The 11900-nt window shown below is 31.5% G+C and carries 17 protein-coding genes; 7 read left to right on the top strand and 10 right to left on the bottom strand.

Translation table 11 applies throughout. The features are described from left to right. Positions 1-81 precede the first annotated feature (81 nt). The 9 genes from JJD95_RS07870 to JJD95_RS07830 form a co-directional block, all read right to left on the bottom strand. Entirely contained in the window at positions 82-1020 is a 939-nt protein-coding gene (locus JJD95_RS07870) for an NTP transferase domain-containing protein (protein ID WP_291642071.1), read from the bottom strand. A 664-nt stretch (positions 1021-1684) separates the two neighbouring features. Then, complete coding sequence (locus JJD95_RS07865; protein ID WP_291642060.1) at positions 1685-2218, bottom strand: permease; 534 nt, start codon at positions 2216-2218, stop codon at positions 1685-1687. 5 nt (positions 2219-2223) lie between these two features. Then, positions 2224-2700, bottom strand: coding sequence for a permease (locus tag JJD95_RS07860; protein WP_291642058.1), 477 nt, complete (start codon positions 2698-2700; stop codon positions 2224-2226). Positions 2701-2732: 32 nt separating this feature from the next. After that, positions 2733-3671, bottom strand: a complete 939-nt coding sequence (locus tag JJD95_RS07855; RefSeq protein ID WP_291642056.1) for a cation diffusion facilitator family transporter — start codon at positions 3669-3671, stop codon at positions 2733-2735. Positions 3672-3841: 170 nt separating this feature from the next. Continuing rightward, entirely contained in the window at positions 3842-4195 is a 354-nt protein-coding gene (locus tag JJD95_RS07850) for a carboxymuconolactone decarboxylase family protein (RefSeq protein ID WP_291642054.1), read from the bottom strand. A 40-nt stretch (positions 4196-4235) separates the two neighbouring features. Further along, positions 4236-4715: a putative zinc-binding protein gene (locus JJD95_RS07845; RefSeq protein WP_291642052.1), complete on the bottom strand. Its 480-nt coding sequence runs from the start codon at positions 4713-4715 to the stop codon at positions 4236-4238. Between the two features lie 117 nt (positions 4716-4832). Beyond that, the gene (locus tag JJD95_RS07840; RefSeq protein WP_291642050.1) at positions 4833-5753 is read right to left on the bottom strand and encodes a SufD family Fe-S cluster assembly protein; all 921 of its coding nucleotides are present in this window, start codon (positions 5751-5753) and stop codon (positions 4833-4835) included. Further along, positions 5747-6487, bottom strand: coding sequence for an ABC transporter ATP-binding protein (locus JJD95_RS07835; protein WP_291642048.1), 741 nt, complete (start codon positions 6485-6487; stop codon positions 5747-5749). The genes JJD95_RS07840 and JJD95_RS07835 overlap by 7 nt, the downstream gene beginning before the upstream one ends. Before the next feature lie 171 nt (positions 6488-6658). Then, on the bottom strand, positions 6659-6952 hold the full coding sequence (locus JJD95_RS07830) for a metalloregulator ArsR/SmtB family transcription factor (RefSeq protein WP_291642046.1): 294 nt from the start codon (positions 6950-6952) through the stop codon (positions 6659-6661). 201 nt (positions 6953-7153) lie between these two features. On the opposite strand from JJD95_RS07830, the gene lpdA reads away from it, so the two are divergent. From lpdA to JJD95_RS07795, 7 genes are read left to right on the top strand one after another with little or no spacing between them, the layout of a single operon-like run. After that, the gene (gene lpdA, locus JJD95_RS07825; RefSeq protein ID WP_291642044.1) at positions 7154-8548 is read left to right on the top strand and encodes a dihydrolipoyl dehydrogenase; all 1395 of its coding nucleotides are present in this window, start codon (positions 7154-7156) and stop codon (positions 8546-8548) included. 39 nt (positions 8549-8587) lie between these two features. Beyond that, positions 8588-8968, top strand: coding sequence for a hypothetical protein (locus JJD95_RS07820; protein WP_291642042.1), 381 nt, complete (start codon positions 8588-8590; stop codon positions 8966-8968). Then, on the top strand, positions 8968-9261 hold the full coding sequence (locus tag JJD95_RS07815; RefSeq protein WP_291642039.1) for a ferredoxin family protein: 294 nt from the start codon (positions 8968-8970) through the stop codon (positions 9259-9261). Before JJD95_RS07820 ends, JJD95_RS07815 begins: the two co-directional genes overlap by 1 nt. After that, positions 9254-10105 (top strand): putative zinc-binding protein, encoded by an 852-nt coding sequence (locus JJD95_RS07810; protein WP_291642037.1) that lies wholly within the window; start codon positions 9254-9256, stop codon positions 10103-10105. The genes JJD95_RS07815 and JJD95_RS07810 overlap by 8 nt, the downstream gene beginning before the upstream one ends. Next, on the top strand, positions 10098-10499 hold the full coding sequence (locus JJD95_RS07805; protein WP_291642035.1) for a putative zinc-binding protein: 402 nt from the start codon (positions 10098-10100) through the stop codon (positions 10497-10499). The genes JJD95_RS07810 and JJD95_RS07805 overlap by 8 nt, the downstream gene beginning before the upstream one ends. Position 10500: 1 nt before the next feature. Continuing rightward, positions 10501-10914, top strand: coding sequence for a putative zinc-binding protein (locus JJD95_RS07800; RefSeq protein ID WP_291642034.1), 414 nt, complete (start codon positions 10501-10503; stop codon positions 10912-10914). 4 nt (positions 10915-10918) lie between these two features. Next, complete coding sequence (locus tag JJD95_RS07795; protein ID WP_291642032.1) at positions 10919-11068, top strand: hypothetical protein; 150 nt, start codon at positions 10919-10921, stop codon at positions 11066-11068. A gap of 213 nt (positions 11069-11281) precedes the next feature. On the opposite strand, the gene JJD95_RS07790 is transcribed toward JJD95_RS07795, so the two are convergent. Further along, on the bottom strand, positions 11282-11710 hold the full coding sequence (locus JJD95_RS07790; RefSeq protein WP_291642030.1) for an FAD-dependent oxidoreductase: 429 nt from the start codon (positions 11708-11710) through the stop codon (positions 11282-11284). Positions 11711-11900 lie beyond the last annotated feature (190 nt).

The raw sequence follows: 11900 nt of genomic DNA, 5'->3' as shown, positions 1-11900 counted from the left end.
ATACTTCTTGAAAAGTATTTGAAAGATTACCCATGTAAGTAGGAGAATTTCCTTCTGTAATATCATGCATATAATTTACAATTATACATCGTATTCTATATCTTTCGATGTTTTGTCTTCAAAATACTTTTTAAATTGCTCCCAAGTATACTTAGTTACCGCACTATAGAACTGATCATAATTCTCCATAAAATCTCTACCCTCAGGACTAAGTTGTGTTCTCCCTTCTTTTGCACCTCCTCGTCTTCTTAAAACTATTTCATAACCAAGATTTTTTTCAAGTTCATTAATCATATCCCAAGCTTTGCTTAAGGATAAAGACATCCTTTTACAAGCGCCATTAACAGATTCATTGTCGTCTATAAGCTCAAGAAGAAGTCTTAATCTAGAATCAAGAAAAACCTTCTCTTTCCTTATATTTATAGTTAAAGCAGGCTGAAACAAACTATCATTGTGCAAAGGTAGAAGTTCTTTAATTTCGTCATCATCATTAATTGAGCATGTAACTCCTCTATCATTCACATTGAGCCAAGTTATAGAAACACCCAAGGAATTAATAGCTCCCCTAAGTCCATCCTCACCATCATAGGAAAGAATACTCGGAATATGTAAACTATCCATGAGTAAAGGATGTCCACCATGCATATTATATGATGGAATAACGATGTCATCCTTTATTTCAATCATTTCCATCACTGTCTTATAATTAACCATAGGCACATTTACAGGTGTTAATATAACTCTGTTACATTTACCTAGAAGATATTTAAGTCCAATCTTGAAGGAATCGATAAGTGGAGGATTTTCATAATCCTTGTTTATAATAAAAATAGCATCTTCTCGTGCAAGATCTGACTTTATTTCTGGTTCCTCAAAACCCGTAATTACCACAATAGGCCATATACCAGCCTTTTTATATGTAAGTACTATTCTTTGAATTAAAGAAATTGAACCGACCTTTTTCATTGGATAAGCTACACATCTGTTGGCAGCAGCAATTATTCCTCCAACTTCTCTCACAGTATCACCTCATTAAAAAAATTTTGATATCTTATTATATTCTATTATCAATAAAAATCAAACTGATACCATATGAAAAGGCGCAAGTTCGTCCTAAACTGTTAGTTTATGGTCATTTTCTTGTTATTTGCAAACATGAAAATTGTAAAAAAAGTTATTAAATTTAAATGTATTTAAAAAATAAAGAGCCGGTAATGATTAAAATAATCTCATGGTGGAAGTTCTTTTTTAGATGCTTTATTTACTTCTACCGCCAAAGTGGCTTAATACTCACTTTGTTTTTTAAACTATACTTGTCTATCCCTATTTATTCTAAACTATGAGAGGCAAAAAAAGATTCAAAATAAAATATGATTATACACAAATATATGGTATTTAATTATTATTAACAACAAGTGGAACTTTTAATCTCTTATCACTTACATTTGTAAATTTTTTCTACCCTGGGTTCCTAGTGAGGACATGCTGGACTCACTTGCTAATAATCAAATTTAAATGATAAATAATTGATTGTAATCAATTATTTAAAATTTTATTACTATTTATTCAAGCTTTCTTTAAACTAACAAATTAGTAATTCTTATATATATACAAAAGTGACATCCAGCTATTAAGCCAGATGTCACTTTTAAATATTTACACATATATTAGTTTTTATAAAATTTTATAATTTTTCTGCATTTTTATAGATACTAGCAATTTCATCCTTCGAAACAAAGGCTGATAATAAAAACGCTATTATTATTATCCCTGGAATATCAATTAACAGTCTAGTTATTGCAAACTTACTTCCAAGGGCTGATATTTCAAATATTAACATTGGAATTTTAGTAGTAGACCAAGCTCCTATGAAAATTAGGACATTACTAAATTTAACTCCTTTTTTCATAAAAACTGCTGCTACAGGGAATGCACCATAAAGGGGACCTGCTGCCGCTGAGCCTATAATTATCGAAAGTACTATTCCTTTAAGACCTGATCCTTCACCCATGTATTTCATCATCATTTCTCTTGGAACCCATATATCAAGTAACCCAAGCAGTATAAAAACAGGTGGTATAACTAGTGCCATTTCTTTAAAACTATATGCTGCAATACTAAAAGATTTCATTCCTAAATCGTAATTAACTATTGTTAGAATGCCCACAGCTATTACTGTTCCAATAAAGTATCTATATCTTTTTAATAATTTTTTCATACTACTTAAACCACCTTTCCAATGATAAATGCTACTAAAAATGAAAATATGAAAGCAAATACATTTCTAAATAATGTTAATTTCTTGCCAAAATACTTTATTTCTATTGGTACCGTAACAACCCCAACCATCATTAATGTTGAAATAAAAGCACCTATTTGCATATAACCTGCTCCACTTTGCAGTAACATTGCAGCCGTTGGGAATGCAATGAATCCTGGTATTAATGTTATTGCTCCAACTACTGCTGATATTACAACACCCAAGAATCCTGAATTTTCTCCGATAACCTTTGATATTAACTCTGCATTAAATACTGCCAGTAAAATCCCAACAAACATAATAACTGTTAAGAACTCTGGTAAAATGTGTTCAAATGCCTTCCAAGCTTTTTTAAGTGCCATTTTAGTTTTTTTCTTGTTTTTATAATAAGAAAAAACTAGTAACAAAATTGTTAACGTATATAAAATAATATTACTCATTCAAGTTTAACCCCCTGTTTTCTAATAATTCCCTAATTTTTATTGATTATCCCACAACCTTCACATCTATTGAACTCTAATTGTACCGTTATATGGCTTATACCAAAATGTTCTTTTAATTCATGATCTATTTTTTCATAAATTTCTGATGTTTCACTAATTAATATGTCATTCTTTAAATTCACATGAGCTTCAAAGAATATAGTATTGTCATTTAATGACCATACGTGAATATGATGAACATTCTCTATAGCTTCAATTTCCTTAAGTTCTTCTACAATTTCATTTATATCTATATTTTCAGGAGTTCCCTGCATTAAAATGTTTATAGCTTGTTTTAATATTTCAATACTTTCCTTTAATACATATAACCCTATCAGAACAGTTAATAGTGGATCAATCCAGAAAATATCAAAGTAATAAATTACTATTCCTCCAATTACCACTCCTATTGAAGACAATGCATCACTTAGTAGATGTAAATATGCTGATTTCATATTCATATCGCCTTTTGAACCACTATACAGTAAGTATGCACCAAGTGTATTTGCAAGTAGTCCTATTAATGCAACCCATACAACTATTGCTCCATTTATTTCCTTAGGCGTTAAGAATTTAAAATATGCTTCTTTAAAAAGAAAAATAGATATAGCAATTAGTGCTGTTGAATTAATTAACGCCGCAAGTATAGTAGCCCTCTTGTATCCGAAAGTCTTATTCTCATCATTACTCCTTTGTGACATTTTAATAGCAAAATAGCTTACAACAATAGATAATGCATCACTTAAATTATGAACAGCGTCAGAAATCAGTGATAAACTTCCTGAATATAAACCGCCTATTATTTCAGCTACCGTTATAACAAGATTCAAAATCATAGTTATAAGTAAATTTATTCCTTTAATGTTACTAACATCGTGATTATGGCTATGGCCATGGTCGTGTTTATCTGTATGGTTATGCTCTGACACAGTGGTCCCTCCCAATCTTATTTTATATATACATAACAATATAATTAATTCATTTAATTTCATAAATTTAGTCAATATGTATTATACATATTGACTAAATACTATCGATATTACATTGCTTTTCTAATAATATTTAACTAATCTTAATATATATTTTAGTACGAATTATTTTATTTATTTGCTAAAAGCCATTCAAATGCTGGCGTAGAATTAGATAGCGTAGTAGCTGCTTTAGAAAATTTAGCTAAAGCAAATGTTTCCATTATTTCTTCCACAGTTGCTCCATTTTTCTTTGCTAACTTAGTATTATTTAAAATACAAGTTTGAGCATCTAATGCAATTGCAGCGGATAAAAGTATTAAAGCTTTATACTTTCCTGGTATTGTCTGTTTTGACATTACAAATTTTTTATCCATTATATGATTTATAACAAGACTTTCATCTAAGTTTCCTAAAGCTTGTATTGGTTTTGGTACCTCACCATTTTCTTTTTTAATATGTTCTATAATTTCTTTGTAATCCATAATAATTCCCTCCATATTTTTATTTTTTTTACAACTAATTTTATTTCTCGTAAACTTCTAAAACTGCATTTTCCACTGCGGTAGAAATTTTTTCAAGATCTGTAGCTGAGTTTAAATCAAAATTCTTTGCAACTCCTAAATCTTTGGAAACAATAATATGTTTATCTGCTTCAAATCCAAAGGCCTGTAAAGTTTTTTTAGCACAACTCATTGGACATCCGTCTATAGCTACTATTCCTTTTGCATTTTTTGCTCCATTTGTAATGTTAGCAAGTTTTGCTGAAATACTTGCAAGACATAATAATGATGCCTTATCATAACCAACATTATTTGCTGCCTTTACGCTACCAAGCATTGTTGACTGTCCTACATTTGATGCACCTGCACAGTAAAATACTGCAACTGGGCTTTTTTGTTCTTCAACTTCCATACCCTTTGTTTTCTTATCCATATAAGGAAGATACCAATTTTCAGTTTGTTTTTTTGCTACAGTTCCTGTAGGTTTTTTTATTTCACTCATTATATATTCCTCCATTTGTTTATTTATTTAATTAACTATTTAATTAATTGCTTATAACCTTATATTACACCTTTAATTTAATTTGTCAATAGAAATATTTCTAGTAATCAAATTAATTTATTTTAAGAACCCTTCTAATATTTTATCTTCTGCTTCCTTTTCAGATAAACCTAGTGACATGAGCTTTATTAACTGTTCTGAAGAAATTCTACCTATTTCCGCCTCATGAATAAGTTGCGCATCTTGGTGAAAAGCTGAGATTGCAGGAAGCGATGTTATCTTTGCACCATCCATAATTATTGCATCACATTGTATATGGCCTGCACACTTATTTTCCCCTATCATATTAAAGTAATAAGTCTGCTCAGATTTCCCCCTAGCAACGGATCTTGAAATAATCTGTGCTGAAGAATTCTCTCCTAGTAGTCTAATATTTATGTGAGATTCTGCCTTCTGATTGTAGTCAGTAAATAACCTTTCCGTTACTATTAAGCTTGCCCCTTCATGAAGTGTTACTTCGGTTTCACGAATTGTATTATCTACCCCTTTAATCTGAATAAGCTCCATTTCTACGGACCCACCTTCAAATACTTCAAGAATTGTTTTAGGATTAAGTATCCTTTTACCCATTCCCTCACCTTGTCCATAGTGTTTTTCAGTGTATTTCATGTGAGCATTTTTACGAACCAAAAATTCATGAATTCCGTCATGCTGAGACTTGTCATCGCCTGGATTATGAATACCACAGCCAGCAACAATAAGTACATCACTATCTTCTCCAATATCAAAACTGTTATAAACCATATCTGTTATACCCGTTTTTGAAATAATAACTGGTATATGGACACTTTTATTTTTTGTACCTGGTTTAACAAAAACATCAATTCCAGGTTTATCTTTCTTAGTATTTATAGTAATTTCTTCATCGCTTGATCTATCTGCACCTTCTCCATTTTTCCTTAAATTATAAGCAACTTGTGGTATGCTATGATCATTCGAGATTGCTTTTAAAACTTGTTTCTCAACTTCACTTAACATACTATCTCCTCCCCTATTTTAAATACTTTTCTACAATCGCACTCTTCATTACCTCTAATTTCCATAAGTATCTTATCGGTATTTGAAACTTCCTTTATTTTACCATTGGCTATGAGAATTACTTCATCAGCTAACTTTAGTATTCTTTCCTGATGTGAAATTATAACTATGGTTGCATTCGTCTCTTCATGTAGTTTCTTAAAGGTCTCTGATAGTTTTTCGAAACTCCATAAATCTATTCCGGCTTCTGGCTCATCAAAGATAGCAAATTTAGGCTTTCTAGCTAATATTGAAGCAATTTCTATCCGTTTTAGCTCTCCCCCTGAAAGACTTGCATCTATTTCTCTATTCAAATAATCTTTTGGACAAAGGCCTACATCTAGGAGTATATTATGTGGGTTCAAAGTTGAATTACCCTTTGCAGCTGAAAGTTTTAACAATTCACTTACCTTCATACCTTTGAATTTTGGAGGTTGCTGAAATGCATATCCAATACCAAGTTTTGCTCTCTCTGTTATTTCAAGGTTTGTTATATCTTCTCCATTATATAAAATCTCACCTGATGACACCTTATATATACCCATAAGTAACTTGGCTAGGGAGGATTTACCTCCACCATTTGGTCCAGTAATTACATAAATTTTATTTTCCGTAAATTCAAAACTTAAATTTTTAATAATTTCTACGGTATTGACACCTTCAACTTTATAACTTATATTTTTAAGTTCTATCATTTAAATCATCATCCTTTTTTAGTTTTATTATATGTTTGTATAATCATTTAATTATATACTCACATGTTAAACCCCTAATATCACAATGTCAATAATTATTTTAGAGTATTTGATCCAAAAAATTTACAAAAAAAATCGCAGTATTTTACCAACGATTTTTTAAAACAAATATTATTTTATATCAGTGAAAAAATCTTTAACATAATCTTCAACTTTATAAATAACATCTTTAATTTTTTCATTATATAATCTATAGTGCATTTCAAGTCCTACTCTCTCACTTTTAACTAGCCCTGCATCTTTAAGTATTCTTAAATGCTGAGATAAATTAGCTTGACTATACTCGAATTCTTCATTTAACTTGCAAACACATTTTGGGCTATCACATAAAAATCTCATAATTTTAAATCTCACTGGGTTCCCAAGTGCTTTAAAAACTTTTATAGTTAAATCTTCTCGGTTCATTTTTTTCCTCCTAGTTACTTATTTTTTTTATCAATTCAGAAAAAATAATATCTTTTAATTAAACAATTATATACTTAATGATAGTATAATACACTTTTATTAATATTTCAATATTGACTATTGATATTTATAGTAGTAAAATAATGTTATAGTTAAATAACTATTTAATTAAATAATTAATTATATAGGAGGTGATTTATTATGGAAAGTAAAATAAGTACTGAAATTACTATAATAGGTGGTGGTCCCGCAGGGTATGTAGCTGCAATTAGGTCAGCACAGCTTGGTGCCAAAGTTGTACTAATAGAAGAAAGTAACCTGGGCGGAGTTTGTTTGAATAGTGGTTGCATACCAACTAAAGCTCTTCTTAAAACTTCTGAAGTTTCTCGTGATTTTAAAAAATCAAAGGAATTTGGAATTGATAGTAATATATCAAGCATAAACTGGAACACATCTAACGAAAGAAAAAATAGAGTTGTAAAAAATTTAAATATGGGTCTTGAACATATGCTACCTGCAAAAGGAATTATGGTTTTAAAAGGTAGTGGTTATATTAAAGATCCAAAGAGAATTTTAGTTTCAACAGTTGATGGAGAAATAGAAGTTTCAACCCGAAAAATAATTATAACTACTGGCTCTAGGCCTTTAATTCCTAAAATAAATGGAATTGATCATACCGGAGTTATAACCAGTAATGAAGCTCTTAATCTTACAGAGATACCTAAAAGCATTGTGATAATCGGTGGTGGTGCTATTGGTCTTGAATTTGCTACCATGTTTAGTTCTGCTGGGAGTAAAGTTACTATAATTGAAATGAAAGATAAAATACTTCCAAATGAGAATATGGAAATATCCACTGCACTTCTTAAGATTATGAAAAGGCAAGGGATAAACTTTAAGTTATCATCATCAGTAAAGGAAATAAAACAATCTGAAAATGAACTTGAAGTAGTATACATTGAAAAAGATAGTGAATCCTCTGTGCTATGTGAAAATGTTTTAGTTGCCATAGGTAGAAAGCTTAACTCCACCTGCGAAGAGTTTAAAAACTTAGGCCTTACCATGGAAAATGGTGCTATTGTAGTTAATGAAAACATGGAAACAAATATCAGTGGGATTTATGCTGCTGGCGATGTTATTGGAGGAAGGCTTCTTGCTCATCTTGCCTTTACTGAAGGTAAAGTGGCTGCTGAAAATGCACTAGGAATAGACAGCAGAGTTAATTATAATGCTATTCCTGCCTGTGTTTATACTCATCCTGAAGTAGCTTCTGTTGGTATTAATGAAGAACAAGCGGAAGGTCTCCATATGGAAATAAAGGTGGGGAGATTTGATTTTAGAAATAATGGGCGTGCCTTAACTCTCGGTGAGCGAGAAGGCTTTGTAAAAGTTATAACTGATAGTGATAATACTATTATAGGCTGTCAAATACTTGGCGTTAATGCTTCTGAAATAATTTCAGAGATAACTCTTGCTATTACCTTAAAAGCTAAAGCTGATGTATTAGCTGATATGATTCATCCACATCCAAGTTTAGGTGAAGCAATATGGGAAGCCTGCGCTGATGTTTTAGGGAGATCCCTACACAAGTTATAGGAATACCCTTTAATATATAAAAACAAGGAGGATTTTATTATGGAAGAAAAACAATTACCCGGTTTTATAATGTGTGTATGTACAGGAAAGTGCCCAGGATTTCAGGCAATGGATATCTGGGACTTCATAAATCAAGTTAGAGTTGAACTCCCTGTTGAGTATGGTTTTATTCACCCTCAACTTTGCGAAGAGGATGGAGACAGATTTCTTGATGACTATCTAAAAGCTGGCAGAAAAGTAATAATAGGTGCCTGCGCTCCAAATATGCAAAAGAAAATGTTTAAACAATCCTTTAAAAATGCTGGACTAGATGTAGAAAAAGATGCTGTAATGCTTGACATTAGAGATATGACAAACGAAAAAGCTTTTGACGTAGTTAGAAACGCATTAAAAGACTTAGGTTTTGAGGAGGAAGAATAATGAGTGAATCAACTTTTATGGGTGTTCCAAGAGATACAATAGATTGGAGCCCAACAATAGATTATGATAAATGTAATTTTTGCAATGACTGTTCCGACTTTTGTCCTCATCAAGTATTTGAAATAAGAGAAAATGAAGACAAAAAACTCATAGTAAAAAACCCAGATAATTGTGTTGTATTCTGTAGAGCTTGTGGAAAGACTTGTGGGCTAGACGCCTTGTCTTTCCCAGATAAAAAGGAAACTACAACTAAAATTAAGAAAACAAGAAAGGAGCTGGCAGCTAATGAGTAAATCTTATGCTATACTTCCCTGCAATGGCCTTGATAAATGTGCTGGTTGCATTTCAAAGGAAGTTGCAGTAAATCTTTCTGAGTCTACGGATAGTGAAATTATATGTCCTGTATTATACAGAATAGCTGACGCAAGGTATACTAAAATTGCGCAAGAAAAGTCTCTTTTAGTAATTGATGGCTGTGCTACAAAATGTGCCAGTAAACTTGCCATAGAAAAAGGTTTAAAAATTTCCGAAAAAATTAATATAAGCGATGAAGCAAAATCAAATAACATTAATATTACCGAAGGTCTAAGACTTGGAGAAAACGAGCTTAAACTTGCTAGCATTATAAGTGAAAAACTAACAAAAGTAGAAAAAAAAGTTGAAAGTGAAAATTCATTTGCTTTTCCTGAAAACATTGACTATGATGAATATAGAAAAGATAAGTTTACCTTTAGAACCCCAAAAGAAGGTTTTTATTTTAATGAAAATGACTGTTGGGCTTACGTTGTTGGAAATAAGGCAAGGATAGGTGTTGGCGATTTTGTTCAGCAAAGTCTTTCAGATATAATGTTCTTTACTCCACCAACTGTTGGCACCGAGGTAGAACAGTTTGATGAAGTAGGAAACGTAGAGTCTGGAAAAGCTGTATTTGAAGTTATATCCCCTGTAAGCGGTACAATAACAGCTGTAAATGAAAAGCTGTTAGAAGAACCTGAGCTTATTAATCAAAACCCATATGAAAATGGATGGATAGCCGAAATAGAGTTATCCGATTTTGAAAGTGATAAAGAACTACTTCATGACTTTGATAATTATTATAGCGTACTAAAAAGAAAGGTGGATGAATTTCATGTCTAAAGTAAAAGTTATAGCCTGTAGCGGAATGGGTAAGGTATTTGGCCTTATGTCAAGAGAAGTAGCTTTGCATATTACAACTGACTTAAAACCGAGTGAAACTGATACAGTTTGTCTTGCCCATATAGTAACTGGAGATGCAGATGCTAAAGAAAAGATTGAAGGTTGTTCTTGCATAACAATTGATGGTTGCCCTGCACTTTGTGCTGCTAAAAATGTTGAGGTTGCAGGTGGCATAGTAAAGGCAAAATATAAAACTGTAGATCAAATGAAAAAACATAGAGGCGTAAATGCAGGTACTGCTACGGTTCTTACTGAAGATGGATGGAAAGTAGTAGATGAACTATCTGCGGAAATTTGTATAAAAGTAGATGAAATTTTAAAGGAGGAGAAATAGTATGGCTAATTCAAAAATTGGAGTATTATCCTGTAGTGGTGAAGAATGTCTTGGCGGAACTATTTCAAGGCTTGCCACAAGAAAAATGCTTGAAGAACTCCGTGTAGGTACAACCGTTACTCTTTGCCTTCCATTATACGTTGCAGGTGGAGAACAAGAAAGATTTTTTGCAAAAGCTTTTCCGGTTATTGCAGTAGATGGCTGCAGTAAATGTTGTGCTAAAAGAGCTACAGAAAAATATAGCGGACCTGTAAGTGCTACTGTAATTGTTTCGGATATATTAGGAGAAGATGTTGCTTTAGATAAAACTGTTTCTACTAGAAACTTAACCGAGGAACACTATAAAATGGTAGATAAAGTTGCTGCAGAAATATGTAAACATTTTGATGAACTATTAATTAATAAAGGAGTTTAATCTTATGGGATTATTTTCTTCTATAAAATATAAATCTTCGGGAGGTAAAGGGATGAACGTTATAATAAAACCTGACATCTTAAATGATGTAAAAAACCAGCTAACTGCTCTAAATAAAGATGTGGTCAGATTTGAAGTTGTAGATTTTGGCTGAAGTGGTCCAATTTTCAACATTGTTCTGGATGAACAAAAAGAAAATGATACTATTACAGAAATTGATGGAATAAAATTTGCTGCTGAAGCTGAAATTGCATCTTTGATCAAAAATCTTGAAATAATAAAAGATGGAGATAAGTTTGTTATAAAGAGTTCTGGCTGTTGCGGTTAAAAATAAAGGTTGCCTATTAAGGTAACCTTTATTTTTATTTCATATTAATTTTTTCCGAGCATAGATTTTTGAGTCTGCTCCGTAATTCCTTTTTTTTGTGTAAACAATCCCTGCTTTATCTAAGGCCAATGATTCTAATACTGGTTGTCTTCCTGTGGCCACAAGAATTTTATCTGTTATAAAATTTCCTTTATCGGTTTCAATCACTATTTTTTCATTTTCTTTTTTCACATTTTTAATTGTTGTGGAATTATAAACTGAGATGTTTTCTCTTTTAAAAGCTAATTCGAGAACACCTGCAGCCTCTTCATCGCCATTTGGCATTAGATATTTATCCATTTGTGCAAGTGTCACTTTAGAACCTAAACGTGAAAATGCTTGGGCCATTTCTGTACCTATTGCACCCCCCCCTATTACCATTAAGCTTTCTGGTATACTTTCTAAATTAAACATATTGATATTAGTCAATAGCAAGTGAGCTTCACCATAGGCTCACTCACAAGAAACCCTGGGTGGATTTTTTTTCTAACTAGGATTTCTTAGACTTAGATCAAATTCTAAATCACTTTCTACGAAATTTAAATATAACTTCACTCTATTATTATATTTAAAATAATTTAATATTAAGCTCGCATCAATTATTTTTTCTTTCTTATTT

This window comes from Clostridium sp., assembly GCF_016650035.1.
GTDB lineage: Bacteria > Bacillota > Clostridia > Clostridiales > Clostridiaceae > Clostridium_AD.
Note: the sequence above shows the minus strand (reverse complement) of the source record. Positions and strands in the feature narration are given on the sequence as shown.

Excerpts from the sequence above, each read along its gene's own strand:
- JJD95_RS07845 (WP_291642052.1), bottom strand. The coding sequence starts at position 4,715 with ATGAGTGAAATAAAAAAACCTACAGGAACTGTAGCAAAAAAACAAACT.
- JJD95_RS07840 (WP_291642050.1), bottom strand. The coding sequence starts at position 5,753 with ATGTTAAGTGAAGTTGAGAAACAAGTTTTAAAAGCAATCTCGAATGAT.
- JJD95_RS07830 (WP_291642046.1), bottom strand. The coding sequence starts at position 6,952 with ATGAACCGAGAAGATTTAACTATAAAAGTTTTTAAAGCACTTGGGAAC.
- lpdA (WP_291642044.1), top strand. The coding sequence starts at position 7,154 with ATGGAAAGTAAAATAAGTACTGAAATTACTATAATAGGTGGTGGTCCC.
- JJD95_RS07865 (WP_291642060.1), bottom strand. The coding sequence starts at position 2,218 with ATGAAAAAATTATTAAAAAGATATAGATACTTTATTGGAACAGTAATA.
- JJD95_RS07860 (WP_291642058.1), bottom strand. The coding sequence starts at position 2,700 with ATGAGTAATATTATTTTATATACGTTAACAATTTTGTTACTAGTTTTT.
- JJD95_RS07805 (WP_291642035.1), top strand. The coding sequence starts at position 10,098 with ATGTCTAAAGTAAAAGTTATAGCCTGTAGCGGAATGGGTAAGGTATTT.
- JJD95_RS07815 (WP_291642039.1), top strand. The coding sequence starts at position 8,968 with ATGAGTGAATCAACTTTTATGGGTGTTCCAAGAGATACAATAGATTGG.
- JJD95_RS07810 (WP_291642037.1), top strand. The coding sequence starts at position 9,254 with ATGAGTAAATCTTATGCTATACTTCCCTGCAATGGCCTTGATAAATGT.
- JJD95_RS07800 (WP_291642034.1), top strand. The coding sequence starts at position 10,501 with ATGGCTAATTCAAAAATTGGAGTATTATCCTGTAGTGGTGAAGAATGT.
- JJD95_RS07850 (WP_291642054.1), bottom strand. The coding sequence starts at position 4,195 with ATGGATTACAAAGAAATTATAGAACATATTAAAAAAGAAAATGGTGAG.
- JJD95_RS07835 (WP_291642048.1), bottom strand. The coding sequence starts at position 6,487 with ATGATAGAACTTAAAAATATAAGTTATAAAGTTGAAGGTGTCAATACC.
- JJD95_RS07795 (WP_291642032.1), top strand. The coding sequence starts at position 10,919 with ATGGGATTATTTTCTTCTATAAAATATAAATCTTCGGGAGGTAAAGGG.
- JJD95_RS07820 (WP_291642042.1), top strand. The coding sequence starts at position 8,588 with ATGGAAGAAAAACAATTACCCGGTTTTATAATGTGTGTATGTACAGGA.